The sequence below is a fragment of the Chitinophaga pinensis DSM 2588 genome, assembly GCF_000024005.1.
GTDB classification, from domain to species: domain Bacteria; phylum Bacteroidota; class Bacteroidia; order Chitinophagales; family Chitinophagaceae; genus Chitinophaga; species Chitinophaga pinensis.
In genome coordinates, this window is the sequence record NC_013132.1 from 1011588 (window position 1) to 1035804 (window position 24217).

The 24217-nt window shown below is 45.0% G+C and carries 21 protein-coding genes; 10 read left to right on the forward strand and 11 right to left on the reverse strand.

Annotated elements, in window-relative coordinates:
• Position 1: 1 nt before the first annotated feature.
• Positions 2 to 1003: an alpha/beta fold hydrolase gene (locus CPIN_RS04150; RefSeq protein WP_012788517.1), complete on the reverse strand. Its 1002-nt coding sequence runs from the start codon at positions 1001 to 1003 to the stop codon at positions 2 to 4.
• Positions 1004 to 1363: 360 nt separating this feature from the next.
• Between CPIN_RS04150 and typA the strand changes: the two genes are divergently transcribed.
• The 4 genes from typA (at position 1364) to CPIN_RS04170 (ending at position 5295) form a co-directional block, all read left to right on the forward strand.
• Complete coding sequence (gene typA, locus CPIN_RS04155; protein WP_012788518.1) at positions 1364 to 3178, forward strand: translational GTPase TypA; 1815 nt, start codon at positions 1364 to 1366, stop codon at positions 3176 to 3178.
• 108 nt (positions 3179 to 3286) lie between these two features.
• Positions 3287 to 3898, forward strand: coding sequence for an alpha-ketoglutarate-dependent dioxygenase AlkB family protein (locus tag CPIN_RS04160; RefSeq protein ID WP_012788519.1), 612 nt, complete (start codon positions 3287 to 3289; stop codon positions 3896 to 3898).
• Positions 3899 to 3928: 30 nt separating this feature from the next.
• On the forward strand, positions 3929 to 4804 hold the full coding sequence (locus CPIN_RS04165; protein WP_012788520.1) for a hypothetical protein: 876 nt from the start codon (positions 3929 to 3931) through the stop codon (positions 4802 to 4804).
• A 56-nt stretch (positions 4805 to 4860) separates the two neighbouring features.
• A complete protein-coding gene (locus CPIN_RS04170) occupies positions 4861 to 5295 on the forward strand; it encodes an META domain-containing protein (protein WP_012788521.1) in 435 nt (144 codons plus the stop codon).
• Between the two features lie 73 nt (positions 5296 to 5368).
• Here CPIN_RS04170 and CPIN_RS04175 read toward each other — a convergent pair whose 3' ends face one another.
• The gene (locus CPIN_RS04175) at positions 5369 to 5725 is read right to left on the reverse strand and encodes an IPT/TIG domain-containing protein (protein WP_012788522.1); all 357 of its coding nucleotides are present in this window, start codon (positions 5723 to 5725) and stop codon (positions 5369 to 5371) included.
• 278 nt (positions 5726 to 6003) lie between these two features.
• The gene (locus tag CPIN_RS04180) at positions 6004 to 8160 is read right to left on the reverse strand and encodes a S46 family peptidase (protein WP_012788523.1); all 2157 of its coding nucleotides are present in this window, start codon (positions 8158 to 8160) and stop codon (positions 6004 to 6006) included.
• 170 nt (positions 8161 to 8330) lie between these two features.
• On the opposite strand from CPIN_RS04180, the gene CPIN_RS04185 reads away from it, so the two are divergent.
• The 5 genes from CPIN_RS04185 to recA all read left to right on the forward strand — a co-directional run bounded on the left by CPIN_RS04185 (position 8331) and on the right by recA (position 13047).
• On the forward strand, positions 8331 to 8762 hold the full coding sequence (locus CPIN_RS04185; protein WP_012788524.1) for a hypothetical protein: 432 nt from the start codon (positions 8331 to 8333) through the stop codon (positions 8760 to 8762).
• Between the two features lie 52 nt (positions 8763 to 8814).
• Positions 8815 to 9477 (forward strand): ribonuclease HII, encoded by a 663-nt coding sequence (locus CPIN_RS04190; protein WP_012788525.1) that lies wholly within the window; start codon positions 8815 to 8817, stop codon positions 9475 to 9477.
• A gap of 46 nt (positions 9478 to 9523) precedes the next feature.
• The gene (gene rpoN / locus CPIN_RS04195) at positions 9524 to 11017 is read left to right on the forward strand and encodes an RNA polymerase factor sigma-54 (protein ID WP_012788526.1); all 1494 of its coding nucleotides are present in this window, start codon (positions 9524 to 9526) and stop codon (positions 11015 to 11017) included.
• Positions 11018 to 11062: 45 nt separating this feature from the next.
• Complete coding sequence (locus CPIN_RS04200; RefSeq protein ID WP_012788527.1) at positions 11063 to 11755, forward strand: hypothetical protein; 693 nt, start codon at positions 11063 to 11065, stop codon at positions 11753 to 11755.
• Positions 11756 to 12036: 281 nt separating this feature from the next.
• Complete coding sequence (recA, locus tag CPIN_RS04205; protein WP_012788528.1) at positions 12037 to 13047, forward strand: recombinase RecA; 1011 nt, start codon at positions 12037 to 12039, stop codon at positions 13045 to 13047.
• Between the two features lie 906 nt (positions 13048 to 13953).
• On the opposite strand, the gene CPIN_RS04210 is transcribed toward recA, so the two are convergent.
• The 8 genes from CPIN_RS04210 to rlmD all read right to left on the reverse strand — a co-directional run bounded on the left by CPIN_RS04210 (position 13954) and on the right by rlmD (position 22660).
• Positions 13954 to 14574 (reverse strand): DNA-3-methyladenine glycosylase family protein, encoded by a 621-nt coding sequence (locus CPIN_RS04210; protein ID WP_012788529.1) that lies wholly within the window; start codon positions 14572 to 14574, stop codon positions 13954 to 13956.
• Between the two features lie 91 nt (positions 14575 to 14665).
• Complete coding sequence (locus tag CPIN_RS04215; RefSeq protein WP_187294740.1) at positions 14666 to 15652, reverse strand: M28 family peptidase; 987 nt, start codon at positions 15650 to 15652, stop codon at positions 14666 to 14668.
• A 30-nt stretch (positions 15653 to 15682) separates the two neighbouring features.
• Entirely contained in the window at positions 15683 to 17182 is a 1500-nt protein-coding gene (gene cysS / locus CPIN_RS04220; RefSeq protein ID WP_012788531.1) for a cysteine--tRNA ligase, read from the reverse strand.
• Between the two features lie 78 nt (positions 17183 to 17260).
• A complete protein-coding gene (locus CPIN_RS04225; RefSeq protein ID WP_148230507.1) occupies positions 17261 to 18319 on the reverse strand; it encodes an endonuclease/exonuclease/phosphatase family protein in 1059 nt (352 codons plus the stop codon).
• Between the two features lie 105 nt (positions 18320 to 18424).
• Positions 18425 to 19480: an endonuclease/exonuclease/phosphatase family protein gene (locus CPIN_RS04230; RefSeq protein WP_148230508.1), complete on the reverse strand. Its 1056-nt coding sequence runs from the start codon at positions 19478 to 19480 to the stop codon at positions 18425 to 18427.
• Positions 19481 to 19623: 143 nt separating this feature from the next.
• Positions 19624 to 20376 (reverse strand): rhomboid family intramembrane serine protease, encoded by a 753-nt coding sequence (locus tag CPIN_RS04235; protein ID WP_012788534.1) that lies wholly within the window; start codon positions 20374 to 20376, stop codon positions 19624 to 19626.
• 18 nt (positions 20377 to 20394) lie between these two features.
• Entirely contained in the window at positions 20395 to 21228 is an 834-nt protein-coding gene (locus tag CPIN_RS04240) for a rhomboid family intramembrane serine protease (protein WP_012788535.1), read from the reverse strand.
• A gap of 13 nt (positions 21229 to 21241) precedes the next feature.
• Positions 21242 to 22660 (reverse strand): 23S rRNA (uracil(1939)-C(5))-methyltransferase RlmD, encoded by a 1419-nt coding sequence (gene rlmD / locus CPIN_RS04245; protein WP_012788536.1) that lies wholly within the window; start codon positions 22658 to 22660, stop codon positions 21242 to 21244.
• 81 nt (positions 22661 to 22741) lie between these two features.
• Here rlmD and CPIN_RS04250 point away from each other — a divergent pair, with 81 nt between their 5' ends.
• On the forward strand, positions 22742 to 24148 hold the full coding sequence (locus tag CPIN_RS04250; RefSeq protein ID WP_044217851.1) for a DUF5106 domain-containing protein: 1407 nt from the start codon (positions 22742 to 22744) through the stop codon (positions 24146 to 24148).
• Positions 24149 to 24217: the final 69 nt, after the last annotated feature.

Sequence of the window (24217 nt, forward strand, 5' to 3'; positions counted from 1 at the left end):
TTTATTGCAGGAATTCCAGCAATGACTGAATAAATTGCGGGTAAGCTTCTATATGCGGAAGATGCCCGACGCCTTCAATGGGCGCCAGTTTGGCATTCGGAATACGTTTGCTGATCTCCTGTCCCAATACAGGATAATTTCCCATCGTTTTTTTCACTTCTTCTGATACATTGGCTTTACCCAGCGCTGTGCGGTCCCGTTGACCGATGATCAGCAGGGTAGGCACCTTAATGTTTTCAAATTCATAGAAAACCGGCTGTGTAAATATCATATCATATGTCAGTGCTGCATTCCATGCTACACGTGGATAATCCGCGCCGGCAGTCCATCCGGCCTGTAGTACCGCCCATTTTTCATAGGCAGGTTTCCATTGTCCGGCATAGTAGTTATCCAGCTGATATTGTTTAATCTTTTCGTAGTTCTGTTTCAGTTCACCTTCATACCATTTATCTACAGATTGATAAGGCACTTTCACTTTCCAGTCTTCCAGACCAATCGGATTTTCCAGGATCAGTTTTTCTGCCACATCCGGATACATCAGTGTAAATCTTGTCGCCAGCATACCACCCATAGAATGTCCGAGTACGGCTGTTTTGCTGATTTTTAAGGTATCCAGCAGCGACTTTGTATTCTGTGCAAGCAGCTGAAAACTGTATTGGAGGTGAGTCGGTTTGCTGGATTTACCAAAACCTATCTGATCGGGCATGATCACGCGATAACCTTTATTGCTGAGATCTAATGCTGTACTGTCCCAATAGGCGCCACAGAAGTTCTTTCCGTGCAGCAGCATGACCACTTTTCCATTGGGTTTTAAGGGCTGAACATCCATGTATGCCATACGTAAGTCCTGACCTTGTATTTTCAGGGTGATGTAGTGAACAGGGAATGGATATGCATAACCGGCCAGATCGGCGTCATACGGTATAATTGTCTGTGCATTTGTGCGATTGAACAGGAGAGAGAAAGCTATTAAACAGGTAACAAAAATTAATCTTCGTGTCATTATTCACAAATTGATGAGTAAATATGGGTTACTGAACAAAAGTAGTGCCTGCAAGACCGGATTGCTAAGAATTGTGATGTACGGAAGCCCAGAAGCCATAAATATCAAAAAGTTACATCTGTCGTCCTTTCGTTGTATTTTTGTAGTATTGAAAGGAGAGTGGGCAATGGAATTTTGGGGCATAACAGATTGTTAGTTAGCAGATTACCAACCGGGAGTTTATATTTTTAACGAATTCTTTGGAGAAATGATCACAATTATTTAAAAGCCTATCCCCACTTTTTCCACATTTTGTTATAACTTTGCGCCTTCTTTTGGCCCGACCTGTGTCAGGCAGCCAGAACAAATTGAACAAGATTTATGAATATCCGTAACATAGCAATCATTGCGCACGTAGACCACGGTAAAACTACCCTGGTTGATAAAATCCTTCATCACACCAACGTTTTCAGGGCTAACCAGGAAACAGGTGAGTTGATCATGGACAACAACGACCTGGAAAAGGAACGTGGTATCACCATCCTCAGTAAGAACGTATCTGTTGAGTACAAAGGGGTGAAAATCAACGTAATTGATACTCCGGGCCACGCCGACTTCGGTGGTGAAGTTGAAAGGGTATTGAAAATGGCAGATGGTGTAATCCTGTTGGTGGATGCCTTCGAGGGACCAATGCCTCAGACCCGTTTCGTACTGCAGAAAGCACTGCAGCTGAAACTGAAGCCGATTGTGGTAATTAATAAAGTTGACAAGGCGAACTGCCGTCCTGACGAAGTGCATGACGCAGTATTCGAACTGTTCTTTAACCTGGATGCAACGGAAGAACAGCTGAACTTCCCGACCTTCTACGGTTCCGGTAAGAATGGCTGGTTCAACGATTCATTAACACAGTGTGAAGATATCACTCCATTGCTGGATGGTATCCTGGCGCACGTTCCAGAACCACAGATCCCAGAAGGTAACCTGCAGCTGCAGATCACTTCCCTGGATTACTCTACCTTCCTTGGCCGTATCGCTGTAGGACGTGTAGCGCGTGGTACTATTAAGGAAAACCAGCAGATCTCCCTGGTACAGACCGACGGTTCTATCAAAAAGTCCCGTGTACGTGAACTGTATACCTTCGAGGCACTGGGTAAAAAGAAAGTAACTGAAGTTCAACCTGGCGATATCTGTGCGGTAGTAGGTCTGGAAGACTTCAACATCGGTGATACCATCGCAGACTTCGAAGCTCCTGAAGCATTACCGGTTATCAGCGTGGATGAACCAACCATGAACATGCTGTTCAGTATCAACAACTCTCCGTTCTTTGGTAAAGACGGTAAGTTCGTTACCTCCCGTCACCTGCGTGACCGTCTGGTAAAAGAAACTGAAAAGAACCTGGCGCTGCGCGTAGTTGATACAGACAGTGCGGATAGCTTCCTGGTATATGGTCGTGGTATCCTGCACTTAGGTGTATTGATCGAGACTATGCGTCGTGAAGGATTTGAGTTGACTGTAGGTCAGCCACAGGTAATCCTGAAAACTGTAGACGGTAAGAAATCTGAACCATATGAAACACTGGTAGTAGACGTTCCTCAGGAATTCGCCAGTAAAGTAATTGACCTGGTAACTCGTCGTAAAGGTGAGATGCTGATCATGGAAACTAAAGGTGACATGCAGCACCTGGAATTCGAAATTCCTTCCCGTGGTCTGATCGGTATGCGTACCCAGATGCTGACCAACACTGCTGGTGAAGCTGTAATGGCGCACCGTTTTATGGATTACAAACCATGGAAAGGACCAATCCCTGGTCGTAGCAATGGTGTACTGATCGCTAAAGAAGCGGGTACTACTACCGGTTACTCCCTGGATAAATTGCAGGATAGAGGATTCTTCTTCGTAGATCCAGGAGAAGAGGTGTACAAAGGCATGATCATCGGTGAAAACAACAAACCTGGTGACCTGGTAGTGAACCCGAACGAGGGTAAAAAACTGACCAACATGCGTGCAAGTGGTAGTGACGCTGCAACCAGCATCGCTCCTAAGACCCTGATGACACTGGAAGAGTGTATGGAGTACATCCAGCACGACGAGTGTATCGAGGTAACGCCTAACCACATCCGTATGCGTAAAACATACCTGGATGAGGAAGACAGGAAGAAATTCCAGAAAGTAATGAAAGCAGACGGTATCGCGTAAGCCTATCTGTCTCAAAGATATAAGCCGCTTCGTATTACACGGAGCGGCTTTCTTTTTGTCCGGACTGACTATATTCATTGCGTAGCCGGATTGTATCTTTGTAATGCAATGGAGCCGCAAATACCATTATTTAGTGATCCCGCCTGTCAGTACATATCGCTGAAAGACGGAGACCTGGTTTACTGTCCGCAGTTTTTCCCCCTGCCGGAAGCCAATCATTATCTGCATACTTTACTAACTTCCATCGACTGGCAACAGGAAAGCATGGTCATGTATGGTAAACCGGTGCTGTTTCCCCGCCTGATGGCCTGGTATGGAGATGCCGGTAGCAGTTATTCCTTTTCCGGAAAGACTTATCACCCCTCACAGTGGACGAAAGAACTTTTACAGATAAAAGAAGCAATAGCCCCTCTTTCCGGTGTGGATTTTAACAGCGTATTACTCAACCGCTACCGCAATGGAAAAGACTCTATGGGCTGGCATGCCGATGATGAACCGGAATTAGGGCGTAATCCTGTAATAGCCTCTGTGAATCTCGGCGCTACCCGGCGTTTTATGTTGCGTCATGTGAAAGAAGGAGACAAATTTGAACTGGAATTACAGCATGGCTCACTGCTGATTATGAAAGGAGCATTACAACATCACTGGCAACATCAGTTACCGAAAACAACCAAAGTTTCAGCAGAAAGAATTAATCTCACATTCCGGGTCATTCAGTGAATGTGATCAATAACCTTAAAAGGCATCGTCATGAAAAACCCCATCTTACTCATCGGCAATGATATCAACAACATATCAAAAGGCCAGAGCTGGAAAGACCTGCTGACGGATATTGTCAGTTTTTGTCTGCCAGATGGTTGTGTGCAGCTCGATGAAAGAAAGCCATTTCCATTATTGTATGAGGAAATATTCCTCACCGCCATCCGGCAGCAACATATCCGGGAAGCGGAATTGAAAGCATTTATTGCAGAGAAAACACTCAGAATTGAGCAAAATGAGATCCATGCCGCTATCCGGGCGATCGCACCTGCACATATTCTGACTACCAATTACGAGTTTACCCTGGAGGGAGAAATTCCGGATAGCAATAACAGTCTTATCCAGGAGAGAGCCTTCAGTATCTTCAGAAAATATACAGTCGGCAGTACTGATTACTGGCATATTCACGGAGACTGCCTGAATCCGCTGAGTATTAACCTGGGTTTTGAACATTACGGTGGGCAACTGCAACAGATGCGTAACTATGTTGTGTCTGGTACCACCTATACAAGTCCGCAGGCACCACGTCAGTCGCTCATACAACGTATCCAGCAACACCTTCCTGTGAAGGATGATTCCTGGCTGGACCTGTTTTTCACCCGGGATATTCACATTTTCGGGTTATCGCTTGATTTTGTGGAAACGGACCTCTGGTGGCTGCTGACTTACAGGGCCCGGCAGAAGTTTCAGAAAAACACGATTCCGGTCCGTAATGCGCTGTATTATTATATTCCCACAGAATTTGTACAGGGCGCCAAATTTAAACTGGACATGCTGGCTGCCAATGACGTTAAAGTTATTGATATAGCAGCGCCGGATAAGCGGACCTATTACGACGAAGTGCTGAAGCAGATTAAACGTTTGTGAACCTTATGGAGTGATTTTTGTTCTTTTGCGGATATAGACCACTTAAAAAGTACATTATGTTTATCAGATTAACAGCACTGGCAATGGTTCTTCTTGCCAACACATGTAACCAGAAAGCTGTAAAACAGGATATTGCCAGTATCCAGAGTAAAAGGTGGGCACTGACGACGATGAATGGCGCAAAACAGGAGAAATCTCCTATCTGGATGGAATTTGACCCGGCTACCCATCGTTTTAATGGTAATGGCGGCTGTAATAAAGTAAGCGGCGAATATCAGCTGGAGGGTAGTGAAATCACCTTCGGAAAAGTGATCAGTACACGAATGGCTTGTATCGATCCGCAGGGGAATGAAAGAGAAAGCGCTTTTCTTCGTATGCTTAGTGACCGCACCTATACTGTAAAGTTTGAAGACCAGCTCTTACAGTTCCGTGATAGCGGGAGAGTAGCGATGTCTTTCACCGGATTCAAAAAAGTAGCAAGCGCTAAATAAATACTGCTTTGCAGCATATATGAATGCAGCGTACACACAGACAATACAGTCTATGTGCACGCTGCATTTTTTGTTATCTGCCAGCGAGCATGATGATCCGATTGTCCACCAGGACTGTATCAGATACTTCGTTGCCAACCTTCACGGTGATGGCTATTTTAGCCGTTTTTCTGGCAGGAATTTGTACGATTAATTCATTGTCTGAAGCGCTGATGATCTTTGCTTCCACATCATCAACGAGCACTTTATTGTCAGTTGTTACATGACTGAATCCTTTACCGTGTATGGTCAGTAAAATTTCCGTTGTACCAGCAGAAAGGGTATCCTGCATGTGAAACGCCGCTTTTTCGGCAGTGGGGGTAACCTGACAACTGTATAGACAACACATTACCATGGCTATAATAGCCAGACTCATTTTCTTAATAAACATAAAATTTATTCTTTTGGGGTTCAGGGTTAAAACAGTGCGGTGTAGTGTATGGAGCTAACGGCGACTGTTGGTATTCAATTAAATCGGACGCAAAGGTAAGGACTTTTCTGTTATGAGCAATGCGTATTAATACTTGTAAATCAGAATTGAGTATTAATACTTGATTTAGGCAAGTAAGTTGCGGTCAATAAAAGGCGAGAGAAAAACAGGGGAATAAAACGAGGGTGTTCACCTTCCGGGCGAACACCCTCGTTGCAAATTACTTCGTGTATTTATTGTTACCTGATCAGCTTCAGCTCATTGATAATGTTGCTGGCGCCGCCCAGTTTATCGATACACCACAGCACATAGCGTACATCCACACAGATGGTACGATTGTACACGGCATCAAACTGTATTTTATGGCTCAGTGCCTCGTAGTTACCGTCAAATGCAAGACCGATCAGTTCACCGTTTGCATTCAGTACAGGAGAACCTGAGTTACCACCTGTAATATCGTTGGTGGTAATGAAGCAGGTAACGATATCATTTTTTCTGAGGTCTTTGTATTGACCAAAGTCTTTCTTGTTGTAGAGGGAAACATAATTTTCCGGAAGATCGAATTCGTAATCGCCTGGTTTATATTTTTCCATCACACCTTTCATCGTACATACGTAATCATATGCTACTGCATCACGTGGCGCATATGGTTTTACCTGACCATAGGTCAGACGCATAGAGAAATTCGCATCAGGATACCATTTTTTGTTAGGTTCCATCTCCAGTTTACCCTTCATATAAGTACGTCCCAGGTCGTTGTTTTTAGTTACAAACTGGTTGTATATCGACAGATATTTGGTGCTGAAATTTTTAACGAAAGCACTGGAGTATGCGAATGCAGGATCGGTTTGCAGGGTTACTGCATCCGGATTGGCCACGAAAGCTTTCCAGCGTGCATCATTCATGATCATAGATCCCGACATGATAGCGGAAGCCCAGAGGCGGTAGGTATTGTTATCATCCAGACTACCAAATTTTGCCTTGATGGCATCGTAGAATCCGATAGGATGCTGTGCGACAGGAATATCAGTGTAGAACAGGTGACAGGTAGCTGCCAGTATTTTCTGATCGCTGGTTTTGTCTTCTTCTTCCAGGAATACGGTACGTGCTTTATCAGCCGCCTGAATGCTCTGCTTAATCGCCTCAGCAGAACCGCCTGACTGTACCATCGCTTTTTCCACTGCCTGAAGGCTGGCTGCAAAAGCTGCCAGTGGAGAGCCCATAATGCCTTCATTGATGTAAATACGATGTTTTGCATATGGCGCCCACGCTTTATAGTTAGTGGCATAGTCAGCGAAGATATTCGCGTATTCGGTTTTACCGTTTGCCCATTTACCAAATGCCGCTTCCTCTTTTTGTTTCTCATCTACCACATGGTATTTAACCAGCTGTTTAGCTTCACCATCAAAGAATTTCCAGTAATTAGCGATACCGGCATAAGAAGACGCCAGTTTCAGCTTGATAGCCGGATCTTTTTTCATCTGCTCAAACATGTAGGAGAGACGTACTGCACGCAGTGCTACAATAGAAGGGTTTTCTACGTCTATTTTCAGTTTTACGCCTTCGGAGCTTTCGTAACGGTTGGTACCGCCCGGATAACCGAAGATCATTGCGTAATCATTCTCTTTAATTCCTTTGATAGAAACAGGGAGGAAATGTTTTGGTTTCAAAGGTAAATTCGCTGCGGAATAATCAGCAGGTTTACCATCTTTATCAGCGTACACACGGAATACGGAGAAATCGCCGGTGTGACGGGGCCATTCCCAGTTATCCGTATCGCCGCCGAATTTGCCGATGCTTTCCGGAGGGGCGCCTACCAGACGGATGTCTTTATAGCGCTCATACACGAAAAGCAGGTACTGGTTGCCTTTGAAGATAGGAAGTACTTTCGCTTCGTAGTTGGTGCCATTGATGGCCTGGCTAACGATGTCTCCGATGATTTTTTGCTGTTGCTGCATTCTTTCCGGACCGGAGAGGTCTTTCAGACCGTCCATTACCTGTTTGGTAACATCATCTACTTTTACGAGAAATTGAACGGACAGCCCTTTTGCAGGAATTTCCTGGCTTTTATCCAGGGCGTAGAAACCATTTTTCAGGTAATTGTGCTCAACGGAGCTGGCGGTAGCGATGGCGTCGTAACCGCAGTGGTGGTTGGTGAAAATCAGCCCCTGGTTGCTCACTATTTCCCCGGTGCATCCGCCACCGAAGATGATAATGGCGTCTTTCAGGGACGCTTTGTTGATACTGTACAATTGTTCTTTCGTCAACTTGAGACCTTTCTTCACCATATCATTGTACACTTGCTGTCCCAATAAATAGGGCAGCCACATTCCTTCATCTGCTTTGGCGAATTGAGCCGCCAGCAGGAACAGAAGGATCAGCAGATTCTTCTTCATAATTGATTATCGTTTTAAAAAAGCAGGCTCAAACCTAGGTATTTTTTCAATAAGCGCCATATTGTCTGTGGTAAACGGTTGTAGCGGTCACAATAATTCTGGAATGGCATTTGCAAAAAGACGTATTTACCAGGTACGTAACACAATAAGCTCACATTAAAAACCTACTTATGAAAAAGGCATTGCTTCTATTGACTGTAACGGCTTTCATGGCTTGCCAGGAGACTTCCAGACAGGAAGAAAAAAAGGAAGAAATGAAGGAAGGTGTAGAAAAAATTGGACAGGATGTAAAAGAGACCGCTACTGATACGAAGGAATATATGGAAGCCCAACGCAATGAACTGCGCAAAGACCTGGAAGAACGTAAACGGGAAATTGACCTGAAAATGGAGGAGTTGAAAAAAGACGGCTCCGCCAAAAGTAAAAAAGCAAAGGCAAAACTGGCTGACCTGAGAGATCAGATCGATGTAAAACTGGGAGAACTGAAAAATACGAGTGCCGACAAGTGGGACAGTACCCGGAATGATGTTGATACACTGTTGAAAAGGACGGACGAGGAGTGGCAGGAGTTCAAAGCGGACTTCAAAGAATTATTCCGATAGGGATAAGAAATGAAATTCCCTACCTTTACCACAATAATCATACTAAAAAGCCTTGTTACGTTCATATCACCAAAAAGATATCGCTTTTGAAGCCGGCTGCGACGAAGCCGGACGGGGTTGCCTTGCGGGGCCGGTATTCGCAGCAGCTGTGATTTTACCGCCTAAATTCAGGAATAAACTCCTGAATGATTCAAAGCAGTTAAAGGCTTCCGACCGCGATAAGTTGCGTGAAGTAGTGGAAAAAGAGGCGATAGCTTATGCGGTGGCCAGCGTGGATAACCTGGAGATAGACAGGATCAACATCCTGAAAGCATCTTTCAGAGCCATGCACCTGGCATTGGACCAGCTAAAACAGCAACCGGGTTATATATTGGTAGATGGAAACAGGTTCGTTCCCTACGGAAAGACTCCCCATGCCTGCATTGTCAAAGGGGATGGCATATATGCCTCCATAGCGGCAGCCTCCATTCTGGCCAAAACCTACAGGGACGAGTACATGCACAAGCTGCATCAGGAATATCCGCATTTCGGGTGGTTGGAAAATAAGGGATACCCTACATTGTTCCACCGGGATGCCATCCGCGCACATGGCGAAACGCCTTATCACCGGAAGACATTCAGATTATTACCTGACCAGCCGGAGCTGGATTTCGATGCCCCTGTAGCGGAATATACAGTTGTGAAAGTGGTTTCCCCGGAGGAAACCCAGGATTAGGTAAAAACTATTGTTTATTTATTTTGCCCTTGGATAGGATCAGACTATGTTAAAGCAGACACAACAGCAGAAGCTATTACAGAAATTGTCGCCGCAGCAGATTCAGCTGATGAAACTGCTCCAGGTACCTACGGCTGTTCTTGAAGAGCGTATCAAGGAAGAGCTGGAGGAAAACCCTGCCCTGGAATACGGGGAAGACGCGCATGAAGACGAGTATAAAGACCCGCAGGAAGAGTATAATAATAACGAGGAAGGCGATGACGACGAGTTTGAACCTGATGGGAGTGAAAACGAATACGATAATATTGACATTTCCGAATATGTAAGTGAAGGAGATGATGACATCGCTGACTATAAACTCAGGGATGACAACTATCCTGACCAGGATGAAAATAAAACTATCCCGGTAAGGGTGGAAACCTCTTTTCATGAACACCTGCTTGAGCAGTTAGGTATGCTCGAACTGGATGAACGGCAGAACGCTATCGCAGAACAGATCATTGGTAGTATCGACGACGACGGTTATCTGCGTCGTGAAGTGAGCGCTATCGTGGATGACCTTTCTTTTTCCCAGAATGTCGCTACCGATGAAGAAGAAATAAGAGAACTGATCCGGATGATACAGGAGTTTGATCCGCCGGGAATCTGTGCTACTGATCTGAAGGAATGCCTGTTATTACAACTGAGACGTAAGCCACAGGATGATTTCGGAGTAGTAGGCGCTTATCTGATCCTGGAGAATTATTTCGATGAGTTCACTAAAAAGCACTACGAAAAGATTCAGAAGGGGTTGAATATGAGTGATGATGCGTTGAAAGAGGCGATCGGACAGATCATCAAACTGACCCCTAAACCAGGCGGCAATTTTGCGACCCTGAATAAGGCGGAAAGTTATGTGGTGCCTGACTTCTTTATCCTGAACAATAACGGTAAACTGGAGCTGACGCTGAACTCCAAGAATGCGCCTGACCTGCGTATTTCAGAAGGGTACAGGGATATGCTGAAGGAATATGACCGTGGGGATAAAAAAGACAAACGTCAGAAAGAAGCGGTGTTATTCATCAAACAAAAGATCGATGCCGCAAAATGGTTCATTGATGCCATTAAACAGCGTCAACATACCCTTTTGTCTACCATGGAATCCATTATGGGGTATCAGCGCGAATTCTTCCTTACGGGAGATGAAACGACGATGCGTCCGATGATCCTGAAAGATATTGCCGATATCACCCAGCTGGATATCTCTACTGTAAGCCGTGTGGCCAATAGTAAGTATGTACAGACGGAGTTCGGTACCTTTAAGCTGAAATTCTTTTTCAGCGAATCATTATCCACTGATAGTGGGGAAGAGGTATCTACCCGCGAGGTAAAAAAGATACTGTCTGACCTGATTGAAGGAGAAAATAAGCGTAAACCATTAAGCGACGAAAACCTGACCAAGATGTTGCAGGACAAAGGGTATAATATTGCCCGCCGTACTGTGGCAAAATACCGCGAACAGTTAAATATTCCGGTAGCAAGGTTAAGGAAGGAGTTGTAAAGAAGGAGGCGTCCGTACCGCCCGGAATGAGACGGAAATCTGTGAATGGAACAAGTAATTATACCCACAACTGATAATTCCCGGCCGAATAAGCCGGCATTTTCACCAGCATTACGCGCAGCAGCGGAGGTTATTTCATATGCATCCCATCCGCTTTTCCTGCCAACGCTGGTAACGGCATTCGTTGTCAATGCCTTACCGGAATATTTTGTTCAGTTCAAAGAAGGCAGCGTTCGCTTTGCCTTTGATGCATTGTATTTCAGAGTGGTATTTACCACGCTTTTCCTGCCCATTTTTGTGGTAATGCTGTGTAAAGCGCTGGGTTTTGTCGAGTCTTTCCAGTTACGGGGACAAAAGGACCGTATCATTCCATATATAGCCTGTACTATTTTTTACTTCTGGATCTATTTTGCCTTCAAACGTGAAGGAGCAGCACCACCTTTCTTCAATGCATTCTTCCTGGGAATCTTTATTGCCATTGTAATGGGCATGGTCGCCAATACCTACGTGAAGATCAGTATGCATACGATCGGCTGGGGCGGTGTGATCGGTTTTCTGCTGATGCTGATGATCGGTATGAACATGAATATCAGTCTGGTACTGATGGTGGCATTCCTGCTCGCCGGTATTGTAGCAACTGCCCGCCTGATCCTTGGAGCACACACGCCTGCAGAGATCTATACCGGTTTCGGGATGGGTGTCCTGGCACAGCTGATCGCCTATGCTATCGTAGGATAATTTCCTTTTTTTAAAACTTTCCGGGCTACGCACATCCAGTGCGTAAGGACGTATCATCTTTGTAGTGTTATTTGAACATTGACATTGACATATGCGTCTGTTGTGCGTTAGCCCCCTTAAATTTTTATAAAACAAGCATAACAATAATAAACGTGCGAGGTTAGATCTTTTTACTATAACATTTAGCATTACGCAGCCAAAATGCTAAAAAATTTAGGATAATAGAAAATTAGGTCATAACTTAGCACACACCATTAAATTTGTAAAAAACACTTACTAATATGTCTACAGCCAATACTGACAAACTCAAGGCGCTCCGCCTTACGATGGACAAGATCGAGAAGGATTTCGGAAAGGGATCTGTGATGATGATGGGTGAAAAGGGCACTGATCCAATGGAAGTAATTTCAACTGGTTCACTGGGTCTGGATATAGCGCTGGGTATCGGTGGTTTTCCTAAAGGAAGGATCATCGAGATATATGGACCAGAATCTTCCGGTAAAACTACCGTTGCTATTCATACAATTGCAGAAGCACAGAAAAAAGGTGGTATCTGCGCAATCATAGATGCTGAACACGCATTCGACAGTTCTTACGCTCAACGACTGGGTGTGGATGTAGATGCGCTGTTAATCTCCCAGCCTGACCATGGTGAGCAGGCGCTGGAAATTGCCGATCGTCTGATCCTCTCCGGAGCAGTAGATGTGGTGGTAATTGACTCCGTAGCTGCCCTGGTACCAAAAGGTGAACTGGAAGGTGAAATGGGTGAAAGCAAAATGGGTTTACAGGCACGTCTGATGTCACAGGCACTGCGTAAACTAACCGCGACAATTTCAAAAACAAACTGCTGCTGCATATTCATTAACCAGCTGCGTGAAAAAATAGGAGTGATGTTTGGTAATCCGGAGACTACAACCGGTGGTAACGCGCTCAAATTCTACGCTTCCGTGCGTTTGGATATTCGTCGTATGACACAGATTAAAGATGGTGATGAAGCCGTTGGTAACCGCGTTAAAGTAAAAGTAGTTAAAAACAAAGTTGCACCTCCCTTCCGCCAGGCTGAATTCGATATCATCTTCGGACAAGGTATTTCCAAGATGGGTGAAATTATCGATATGGGTGTTGAATACGGCATTATCCAGAAAAGCGGCAGCTGGTTCAGTTATGATACCAACAAGCTGGGCCAGGGCCGTGATGCCGTGAAAACATTATTGCTGGATAATCCGGAAGTAGCAGCTGAGATCGAAAGAAAGATCAAAGCAAAATTAGCAGAGCAACAGGCTTCTGCATAATGATGATAATCACGACTGCTGAAAGTCGTTAACAATGAGTGCCGCCATCACCTCGTGATAAACGGAAAAGATATATGTAAAATGTATGCTTAAACGTTGCGGCACTTGTTATAAAGACTGATGGTTACCGTTTGACGATGCGGTGCCGGAAATGAAGTGATAGATACGTCAAACCAGAAACAATCAGCGGGCAGCAGTGCTGTATATGTACTGCCGCTTTATTAAGAGTTGTTTTAGTTTTAGATATAAGCATTGGGTTAGTTAGTATTAACGTAAATCCCTGCCTTCTCCTGGGCGGGGATTATTTTTTATAACAACTTGTGTGTGCAACGCATTTTTGCAATGAAAGCGTTTCTCCCCCAGGCCTTTATACCAGCGGATTTTACAGGTATGTATTTCGTTGTAGATTAAAGTATAAAACCTCATTTCTGTGAAGCAAATTCTTTGCTTGTTAAGTAATTTTATAGCTGTTTATTTATTGCATATATAGGTAAGTGTATTTAGGATGATGTTGTACCTATTTGTTAACCGAGTAATTTCTAATTATTGCATGTAAATAGTTGTCTTATTCTTATCACAATGTGACATTTTCTCTGCACTTAGTTGCGCATTGCATATCTATCGAATATATGGATGGATGTTTTATGCTGTAGAAGCAGCGCTTTTTGCCTGTTTGTTAAAATGAATCACAGCACTTCCACTGCACATAAAAATGCTAAATTTGATTGCTTCCAGACTGTGTTTCTTATCTCTCTGGTATTAGTTATACTATAGTTATCTTTCATTGATCTTTCGATGCAAACGAAGCATCAACGAAAGATAACTATAGTATGAATTAGAGATGAACATAAGCGCTTGATTGAACGTATATTGTTAAATACCTATTTCCTGTTGTGTAATCACTGATTAATTCGTTGGTTTCATATCCTTCCATGCCCATAAATACCTGCTTGCATAAGTCCTGTAAGGCGACCATTTTTTCGATATCTTCAGCAACTTTTCCCGGAATGCTTTTTTATCTGTATTATCCAGTTTGTATAGCTTGATCATGGCCTGTTGTAAACCCAGATCATCTATCGCAAAAACATCTTCTCTGCACAGGTAAAACATCAACAACATTTCTACTGTCCAGCGACCTACACCTTTGATTTGTGTGAGATATTTAATCACTTCTTCATCATCCATCTGCAACAGTTTTTTATCCGTTAATTTCTCTTCTACAGTGAAGCGCGCCACATTGTGTACATAACTCACTTTTGCGTTGGATAATCCGATACTGCGGAGTGTTTCCGGTGGTGTATCCAGTATCTGTTGTGCGTTGGGTTCTTTGCCATCATACAAGGCGAGAAAGCGGGTATAAATAACGGTTGCTACTTTTACACTTAACTGCTGACTCATAATAGAACCAATCAGCTTCAAGGCAATATTCTTCTGGACATTCAGTGCCGGCAGCGGCTCCGTCATAATACCCGCCAGCTTTTTATCCTTACTGAGATGCACCAGATGTACTTCGGGGGATTGTCTCATAAAATTGGTTTAAAGAAAAATGCTCCTGATAAAGCAATGTATTAAATTTTGCTTCATCAGGAGCATGCTCCTCAGGTTCTTTCAGAACTATTTAGTACTCGAAAGGTTGCCTGTATAAAACTTCTAAGATCGTCTGACCAACTACCTGTAATGTACGTTTGTCGATTACTGTCATGTTATCATTTGCCGTGTGCCAGTGCGGAACGAAGTTACCGTTCTGTTGCAGCGCGATGATATCAAAAGTTGGAATATTCGCCATCGTATTTACATATACGTGATCGTCTGTAATGCTGGTACCGATATTTTCATAACGGAAGTAATCAGAATAACCCAGCCGGTTGGCTACATCCCAGAACATTTTCATCGGACCGTAAGCATACTGTTGGGAACCGCCTTCCATAAAGAACTGAGAAGCGCGGCCACCCACCATATCCAGGAGGATACCGTAGTTCGCTTTATAGCCTCTTACGTGCGGGTTTTTAGCCCAGTATTGCGTACCCAGGCAATAGCTGTTCTCCTCTTCACTGATACCATAATCTTCCACGTCAGTCAACAGTATATCAACACCTGCTTTTGGTTTATCCGCATGTAGCTGACGGGCTACTTCAATCAGCACACCCACACCGCTGGCGCCATCGTCAGCACCATCCAGTTGTTTGTTCCTGTCAAAAGCATCCTGGTCGGCATGTGGACGGGTATCCCAGTGGGAGAGCAGTAATACACGCTGCGTCGCTGCCGGATTGAAACTGGCGATGATATTGATACAAGGTAATGGTACTTTTTTAGGGCCTTTTACCGTAGTGCGCTGTATGTATACAGTATCTGCAAGGGGCTTCAGTTGCGCGATCAGCCAGTCAGCACACTTCTGCTGTGCCGGTGTGTTGGGAATACGCGGACCGAAACTTACCTGTTTTGCCGTATAGGCATAAGCACTGTCTGTCTGAAATACGGGTACATTCACATTCTGAACGGTCGCCGTTGGCTTGCCGGATTCTTCCGGCTGATTGGTTTTTGTCGGCTGCTTACAGGCGCTCATGCACAAGGCCACACCTGCTGCAAAACTTAGTATTTTGTACATATTAACAAATGGCTGTTTGATCATGACGGCTTATTGTATGCTGTAGGTCATACTACCATCCTTCTCGTCTTTCAATTGTATACCTACCGCTAACAACTGGTTGCGGATCTTGTCAGATGCTGCATAGTCTTTACGGCCTTTCGCTTCCTTACGCATTTCCATCAGCAGCTGAATAACGCCATCCAGTTTGCTGTTGTCGGTGGCAAGTGTTTCCGGCTGCAGACCAAGAATATCGATCAGAAAGTTCTGCCAGGTCTTTTTCAGCAGCTGGAAGGTTTCTTCGCTGAGTTCATGCATTTTCACCTGTCCACCCTTGATAGAGTTGATCACAGGAGAAAGTTCGAACAGGTTGGCCAGTACTTTAGCTGTGTTGAAGTCATCGCTGATGAATTCCTCACACTCCAGACACCATTGACGTACCTGTTTGTCCAGTTCTTCATTGATCGGCTGTGCATCGGCTGTATAACTCAGTTTCTGTAATACTTCGAATGCAGCCCATAAACGCTGTAAACCTTTCTCTGCGGCCTGTAATGCCTCGTTGGAGAAATCCAGCGTACTACGGTAATGCGTCTGAAGAATGAAGAAACGGATCGTCATCGGACTGTAGGCTTTTTCCAGCAGGTGATGATTACCTGTGAAGAGTTCCGTCAGCTTGATGGTATTGTTATAGGCTTTACCCATTTTACGGCCGTTAATGGTGATCATGTTATTGTGCATCCAGTAACGGGCCATCAGTTCACCATGGGCAATTTCACTCTGTGCAATTTCACACTCGTGGTGTGGAAACTGCAGGTCCATACCTCCACCGTGGATGTCGAACTGTTTACCCAGGTATTTACTGCTCATGGCAGAACATTCGATGTGCCATCCAGGGAAACCTTCTCCCCACGGACTTGGCCAACGCATGATGTGCTCAGGTGGCGCGTTTTTCCAGAGGGCAAAGTCAACGTTATTGATCTTTTCCTCCTGGCCATCCAGCTCACGATTGGAGCTTTCCAGCATATCTTCCAGTACACGGCCGCTCAGAATGCCGTAATCATGCGATTCAGCGTATTTCTTTACGTCAAAGTATACGGAACCATTGCTTTCATAAGCATAGCCTTTTTCCATGATCGTTTTGATCATTTCGATCTGCTCGACGATGTGGCCGGTGGCAGTTGGTTCAATGCTTGGCTCCAGACAGTTAAACCGCAGGAAAGCCCAGTGAAAGAGGTTTGTATATTTTTGTACCAGTTCCATTGGCTCCAGCTTTTCCAGCTGAGCGCGTTTGGCAATTTTGTCTTCAGCTTCACGGCCCTCTTCTTCGAAGTGACCTGCGTCTGTGATGTTCCTTACATAACGGACCTTGTATCCCAGAAACTGTAGGTATCTGTATACAACGTCAAACGTGATATAAGGGCGGGCATGGCCCAGGTGCGACTCTCCTGAAACGGTAGGGCCGCATACATACATACCAACATGTCCGGGATAGAGAGATGTGAATACTTCCTTTTGCCGATGTAGCGAATTGTATATTTTAAGCTCAGACATATCAGATATTTTCAGCGAGTGTAAGCTACACTTAGTTTTGTTAGGATTGCAAAGATAGTTATTGTTTTGTGAGTGACATTACCGTCTGGCACTTACATTGGCTATCACCGGATAGTGATCGGACAGGGTAGAATTGATTTTCCGGAATGAATTGACTTTGAATGATTTATCCGTAAAGATGTAATCGATCCGGAGGGTAGGGGCCAGTCCGGCGTAAGTCCGGCCGATACCGCTGCCCTTTCTGAGAAAAGCATCCTGCAGGTCGCCCCGGATGGTAAAATAAGTATACGATGCCGGCGTATCATTAAAGTCTCCGCATAGGATCACGGGATATGGACAGGTACTGATAAATGCTGACACAATATCTGCCTGTTTACTGCGATCCACATACGCGTCGCGCATTTTCTGCACAATATTGCGTGTAGCCACCAGACCGGTATCTTCCTGCTTTTTTATCTTTTCGATAGAACGATAGTCCCTTTCATTGAAACGGTAAGATGCCAGGTGCATATTGATGATACGGATCGTGTCGCCGTTCTTCACAATGTCGGCATAGATAAGACTTTCACTACGCGGACCATATGACATTTTCAGTTTGTCAGACTTGATAATCGGGTAACGGGAATAGATAATAGATCCCCAGTGCTGCATACCATCCCGGTTAAAATCACTGGAAAAGAAACGGTAGGGTAGTTTCATCTCCCGGGAGATATCTTCCCGGTTATTGAAATCATTTTTCTTTTCTGAAGTATAAAAGTCCTGCAGACAAACAATATCCAGTTCCTGCTTTTTTATCAGCGCAAACATCGCTTCCCTGTTGTATTTGCTGTCTTTCTCACGGTAAAGCCCGAACTGAGCAACGTTGTAGCTCATGATGGTCAGACTGCCCGCAGGATTGGCAAACTGTTTTCCGGAAGTCGGGTAATTGAATGCGACAAAAGCGGAAATAGATTTCCAGCCTATTACGACCGGCAACATTGGCAGCAGGCAATATTTAAAATCGAACAGCAGCCAGCAGATAAAGAATAACACCAATACCAGCAGCAGTAACGGGAAGAGCAATGTAATGAAACTGATAGGCCACCAACGTTCCGGTGAAACATACGGCGCCAGGCAGGCCACTATGAACAGAAGCACTACAATGGTGTTCGCCGTTAAAAAGAATCCTTTTGTGAATAACCTCAGAAATCTCAACGCCTATCGCTTTTACGTTAAAGATAGGAGAAATGATTAATTCATGCATTATAATGATAAGCCCGCCATGATAGGAAAATGTTGGAATCCTTTCCTGTGAAAGGTCTTATAGCTTTTAACGCGTATAGGTTTTTGTGCAAGAATATAATCTATCCGCAGTGTAGGCGCCAGAAAGGACAAAGTACGGCCTACACCGAAGCCGTCTTTGAGAAAAGCATCCTGCATATTTGCACTGATCGTATTGTAAGTGTAGGATACAGGGGGATCATTAAAATCTCCGCACACGACTACTTTATAGGGACTGGCAGCGATCAGTTCCGCCATCTTTCTCGACTGCGCGGCTCTTTTATGAATCGTATGCTTCATTTTAGAAGCCAGGTTACGTATTCCTGAAAAGGTACCTTTTCCTTTCTCCAGCAGGTCATAATCATTGCCCCGGAACATGTAGGATTGCAACTGTGCCGTCAGCACACGGATCGTGTCTCCCTGCACCAATATGTCTGACTGAAGAAAGCTGCTGCCACTACCGGCGGAGCTATAGCCACAGGGTATTTTGCTGCTTCTGACGATAGGAAAGCGGGAGAACAGTACAATACCATAATGCCAATAGTCCCAATGGCTCATGTCGCAGGTAAAAAAGTGATAAGGATACCCGAGTGTACGCGAAATTGAGTCAATATGATTGGTGAAGTTGGGGCCTTCGTTGGTATAGAATTCCTGCATACACAGAATATCCGGAGATGCCTCGCGCAGCATATCGTAGATGGAGCCCTGTAGTACTGAGTCTTCCCGGTAGTCGTTCAGTCCCATATTACTGGTATTGAAGGTCATGATGGTAAACTGCCTGTCTGACCTCACCCAGGTATCTTTTGAGGAGATCAGGTTCGTACCGATACTGGAGAGCAGGGCATGAAGGGAAAAGAGGATACCCACAAGAGAGATCCAGATATATCTTCTTTTCCAGCACAACCAAAGTATGATAAATGCGCAATTAATACCCCAACAAATGAGGAATGTAAGACCTGCGAACCCGCTGAGCCAGAATTGTTGTGGATTCAGGTAAGGCAACCAGGCGGAAAGAAGGAGACTAATGGCGATCAACACATTGCATAGCAATAGGAATCGGGGTAAAAATTTAGCTACAAACAGCACGACATAGGGGTTTTACTAAAAATAGGGATAAAAAAGGGAAATCAAAAGAAAAGCCCTCCATGTGGAGGGCTTAATATATTCAGGATCGTTCATCGTTATTTCACCACGTGCAGGTGAGACTTTGGATGAAACAGGTGAGTGATCTTAAAGATAAATTTATTGAATCCGAGTCCGAGGTCATTTCCTTTCTTCCATTGCTGCATATAGAGGAAGCCAGTCAGTCCGCCGCCGATCAGTGCCGGCAAGTTAGTGATGCCCTGGTTGTTCATCACATGGCTACCAATATTTACGATCAGGAAGATCAGGGTAATGATCCAGAACGGAATGGGCAGATTAGGCAGCAATCTGTAGTTGGGAGCCACTACGGTTGCACCGATTGCAAGCGCCATGATAGAAGCGGAAGCGCCTGTCATGGTTGCGGCAGGTTGTAATGCATGGAAAGCCGGGATGAACTGCATACCCAGGAGATAGCATACTGCGCCGACCAGGCCACTCAGCAGGTATAGCGGCAGGATGCGCTGGCGACCTGCATGATTCTGTAACATGGTGCCGAAGCAGGCCAGCCAGATCATGTTACTGGTAATCATCCAGAAACTGTCGTGTGTGAACATTGTTGTGAACAGGGTCCATGGATTTTTCAGCAGTCCGTCGATAGTAGATGGTAGCAGTACATGAGAAAGTACATCTACTTTAAACCGTGCGGGAGGATTACCTTCAATACCATAGACGATTTCTGTAAAAAACAACAGCATGAATATGGTGATGTTGACGAGCAACAGCTGTGTGACCATATTCTTTTCTTCTCCAAGGGATAATGGAGTTTCGGATCTTTCCTCAACGTACATCATGTCACAATATCTTTAATGTTAATAAAAATGACTACGGTTCTTTTTGTTCCAGATCTTCAGGAGGATATAACTGAATATTACCCCTCCAAGGTGGGCAAAGTGTGCAACGTTATCACCAGCCGAGTTTTGTATGCCCGAAAACAGTTCCATCAGGATGATAATACCGATGAAATATTTCGCTTTCAGCGGGAACAGGAAGTAAAGGTAAATGAGATTATTCGGAAACAGGTAGCCAAATGCGAACAGCAGTCCGAATACGGCGCCTGAAGCACCCAATGTAGCGCCATTAGGGTAAATCTGCGCAAACTGGCTGACGAAAGCCCTGGCATCGGCGATAACCCCGGGGTTATCAGGTGCGGCATAGAATGCCGTTCTGATACCTTCGGCGGCAAAGTTGCCGGCATCCAGGTCAAAGCGGTCGTCCAGTATTCTGAAGTTGGTCAGGGTCGGATTGTTGATGAATTCACGGGCATCGTGGGCGAGCCGTACGTTTTCATAAGTTAATACACCCATGTGACAGAGCGCTGCTCCGAGGCCACATACCATATAAAATATCAGGAAGCGTTTTGGTCCCCAGATATTTTCCAGGGTGGCGCCAAACATCCACAGGGTAAACATGTTTGTGAACAGGTGACCGAAGGAGCCATGCATAAAAAGGTGCGTCACCAGCTGATGTGGCTTAAAAAGACGGGATCCCCAGTAATGCAGTGCGAAAGTATCTTCAATATATCTCGGATTTCCTAAAAATTCTCCCATTGTGCTCTGTGCCAGGAACACTAATGCGTTGATGATCAAAAGATTTTTGATCACCGTAGGGAGTATTTCAAATCTACCGGGCCTGAACTCGCTCATTTCTACCTATTCTTTAATGATTAATTCTTTTCTCTAATAATACCACATTCTCGATATGGTGCGTGTGGGGGAACATATCCACCGGTTGTATCTTTTTCACGCTATACATCACGTCCAGCAGCGCCAGGTCTCTCGCCTGGGTAGCAGGGTTACAGCTCACATAAACTATGCGGGGAGCAGCGATTTCGAGCAGCTTGTTTACCAGTTTCTCGTGCATACCGGCCCTTGGAGGGTCGGTGATAACTACGTCAGGTTGTCCGTGCTGTGCAAAGAAAGCATCATTGCAGATGTCCACTACGTCTCCGGCATAGAATTGCGCGTTGTTTACATTGTTGCGGGCGGCGTTTTCGATTGCATCGTCAATCGCCTCTTTGATCAGTTCAATGCCCACAACTTTGCCTGCCTGCCGGGATACAAAAATACCAATACTGCCAGTACCACAATATAGGTCATAAACAATTTCTGTTCCTGTTAATCCGGCAAAATCCCGGGTTACCTGGTAGAGGGCCTCTCCCTGGTAGGTATTCGTCTGGAAAAAGGACTTCGGACCGATCTTGAAGGTGAAATCTTCCAGTTTTTCTTCCACATATCCTTTACCGAAATAGGTTTTCGGCTCCAGGTCGAAAATGGTATCGTTCAGTTTCGGGTTGATGGTGTACAGTACGGATGTAATGCCGGGGACGGTAGCCAGGAGGTGATCCAGCAGGGCTTCCCTGTCTTTTTTGTTTTCGTGATGGATCACGAGATTGACCATTACCTCGCCGGTGGTACAGATCCTGATCACCAGGTTACGTAGCCAGCCCTCTTTTGCACGGATGTCATAAAAAGACAGGTTGTGCTCCAGGGCGTAGGCGCGGATGGTGTTGCGGATGGCATTTACCGGTTCTGCCTGCAGGTAACAGGTGTTAATGTCCAGTACCTTGTCAAAGAGCTTCGGAACGTGGAAGCCGAGGGCATTTTTCCGGGGAATATTGCCGTCTTCATCCAGTTCCAGTTCATCTGCGGGGAGATAAGCCTTATTACTGAAAGTAAATTCAAGTTTATTACGGTAGTGGGTGATATGCCTGGAACCCATAATAGGTTGCATGGGTGGCAATTCCAGTTTACCGATACGCTGCAGGTTGTCAGCCACCTGTTGTTGTTTATATTCCAGCTGCTGATCATATGGCAGCATCTGCCATTTACAGCCTCCACAGTTACCAAAATGCTCACAGAAAGGAGTTACGCGGTTGGATGCGTAAGAATGGAAATGGATGGCTTTGCCTTCTGCCCAGTCCTTTTTGTTTTTACCGAGGCGAACGTCTACGACATCTCCGGGTACGACACCCCCTTCAATAAATACCACTTTCCCATCAATCCGGGCCAGTGCTTTTCCCTCAGCGGCGTATGCGCTTACAGGGACTTTTTCAAGAATAACATTTTTTTTCCTCACGGGTGCAAAGGTAGGATTTTAGCCGATCACTGATTTTTGAAATTCCCTTTTCCTTGCTACTTTTACAGGAACCGATATCCTATGCGTAAACTTATGATATTACTGGTCTGCATTTTATGCCATTGGCAGCTGCAGGCCCAGGGCTACCAGCTCACTTTTCAGTTAAAACAGTATAAAGGGGGACAGCTTGCGCTGGCCCATTATATGGGAAAAAGCTTCTACATGGCTGATTCCGCCCAGATCAATGAGCAGGGTATCGCAATTATGAAGAATAAGGAGGCTTTACCCGGCGGTATTTACATCGTATTACTGCCTGGCCGGCAACGTTATTTCGAAATGCTGCTGGATAACAAAGATCAGCAGTTCTCCATCTCCGTTGATACTTCAGACCTGATCAACAAGACCGTTTTCAAGACATCCCGGGAAAACGAAATTTTCCAGTCATATAACAAATTTCTCCAAAAGGAAGTATCCACCCAGGATAAGCAGATCAATGCCCTGCTGGCCAAGCATACGGCCGCTGACAGCGCTGCAGCAAGACCTTTACAGGTGGCATTGGGCAAAAGACTGCAGGATTTCCGTAACGGTGTGATCGGAAAGTATCCTCAAAGTCTGCTGACCAGCATTTTCAGGGCAATGAAGGAACCGGAAGTACCAGCTACGCCCGCAGGAGAGGATTCCACCTTTGGTTACCGTTATTACAAAACACATTACTGGGACAGCGTTAACCTGAATGACGGCCGACTGGTAAGAACAGATATTATCGAGCGAAAACTGAACAGGTATTTCACACAGCTGGTTGCCATGGATCCTGATTCCATCATTGTGGAGGCAGATAAGGTGGTAGATAAGACCAGGAAGGATAAAGAGATGTTTAAGTTTGTCGTATGGTGGCTGACCTATACGTACGAAACTTCCAAGTATATGGGCATGGATGCTGTGTTTGTGCACATGGTAGAGAAATACTACGTATCCGGTGAAGCATACTGGCTGAAAGATGATCAGCTGAACAAGATCATTTCCCGGGCCTATTCTATGGCGCCAAACCTGATAGGACAGCAGGCGCCCCCACTGGAAGTAAAAGATACTGCGCTGCAGGCCATATCCCTTTATACCACAAAAGCCAAATACACAGTACTCGTTTTCTGGGATCCTACCTGTGGTCACTGTAAGATTGAACTACCCCGCCTTGACTCGGCATATAATGCCAACTGGAAGAACAAGGGTGTAGCGATGATTGGTTTTAAGACAGAAGGTACCAAAGACGAGTGGCAGGGTTTTATCAAAGAACACCACCTCACAGGATGGATCCACGCATGGGATCCTGATGCACAAAGTAACTACCGCCGTCTCTACGACGTATATAGTACACCGGTAGTATATCTGCTGGATGAAAAGAAGAAAATCCTGGCCAAAAGACTGGGTGTAGAACAGCTCAATGATTTTCTTGAAAAATTGGAATCAAAAGGTGGGACTGTTCACAAATAACGAGATATAGTTTTTATTTAATGTTGTAACTCACTTACTTGCAGTCAGATAAGTTTGCTGTATCTGGCT

Bases quoted from the DNA above. Each gene is read 5' to 3' on its own strand.
- CPIN_RS04150 (WP_012788517.1), bottom strand. From the start codon at position 1,003: ATGACACGAAGATTAATTTTTGTTACCTGTTTAATAGCTTTCTCTCTC.
- typA (WP_012788518.1), top strand. From the start codon at position 1,364: ATGAATATCCGTAACATAGCAATCATTGCGCACGTAGACCACGGTAAA.
- CPIN_RS04160 (WP_012788519.1), top strand. From the start codon at position 3,287: ATGGAGCCGCAAATACCATTATTTAGTGATCCCGCCTGTCAGTACATA.
- CPIN_RS04165 (WP_012788520.1), top strand. From the start codon at position 3,929: ATGAAAAACCCCATCTTACTCATCGGCAATGATATCAACAACATATCA.
- CPIN_RS04170 (WP_012788521.1), top strand. From the start codon at position 4,861: ATGTTTATCAGATTAACAGCACTGGCAATGGTTCTTCTTGCCAACACA.
- CPIN_RS04175 (WP_012788522.1), bottom strand. From the start codon at position 5,725: ATGTTTATTAAGAAAATGAGTCTGGCTATTATAGCCATGGTAATGTGT.
- CPIN_RS04180 (WP_012788523.1), bottom strand. From the start codon at position 8,160: ATGAAGAAGAATCTGCTGATCCTTCTGTTCCTGCTGGCGGCTCAATTC.
- CPIN_RS04185 (WP_012788524.1), top strand. From the start codon at position 8,331: ATGAAAAAGGCATTGCTTCTATTGACTGTAACGGCTTTCATGGCTTGC.
- rpoN (WP_012788526.1), top strand. From the start codon at position 9,524: ATGTTAAAGCAGACACAACAGCAGAAGCTATTACAGAAATTGTCGCCG.
- CPIN_RS04200 (WP_012788527.1), top strand. From the start codon at position 11,063: ATGGAACAAGTAATTATACCCACAACTGATAATTCCCGGCCGAATAAG.
- recA (WP_012788528.1), top strand. From the start codon at position 12,037: ATGTCTACAGCCAATACTGACAAACTCAAGGCGCTCCGCCTTACGATG.
- CPIN_RS04210 (WP_012788529.1), bottom strand. From the start codon at position 14,574: ATGAGACAATCCCCCGAAGTACATCTGGTGCATCTCAGTAAGGATAAA.
- CPIN_RS04215 (WP_187294740.1), bottom strand. From the start codon at position 15,652: ATGTACAAAATACTAAGTTTTGCAGCAGGTGTGGCCTTGTGCATGAGC.
- cysS (WP_012788531.1), bottom strand. From the start codon at position 17,182: ATGTCTGAGCTTAAAATATACAATTCGCTACATCGGCAAAAGGAAGTA.
- CPIN_RS04235 (WP_012788534.1), bottom strand. From the start codon at position 20,376: ATGATGTACGTTGAGGAAAGATCCGAAACTCCATTATCCCTTGGAGAA.
- CPIN_RS04240 (WP_012788535.1), bottom strand. From the start codon at position 21,228: ATGAGCGAGTTCAGGCCCGGTAGATTTGAAATACTCCCTACGGTGATC.
- CPIN_RS04250 (WP_044217851.1), top strand. From the start codon at position 22,742: ATGCGTAAACTTATGATATTACTGGTCTGCATTTTATGCCATTGGCAG.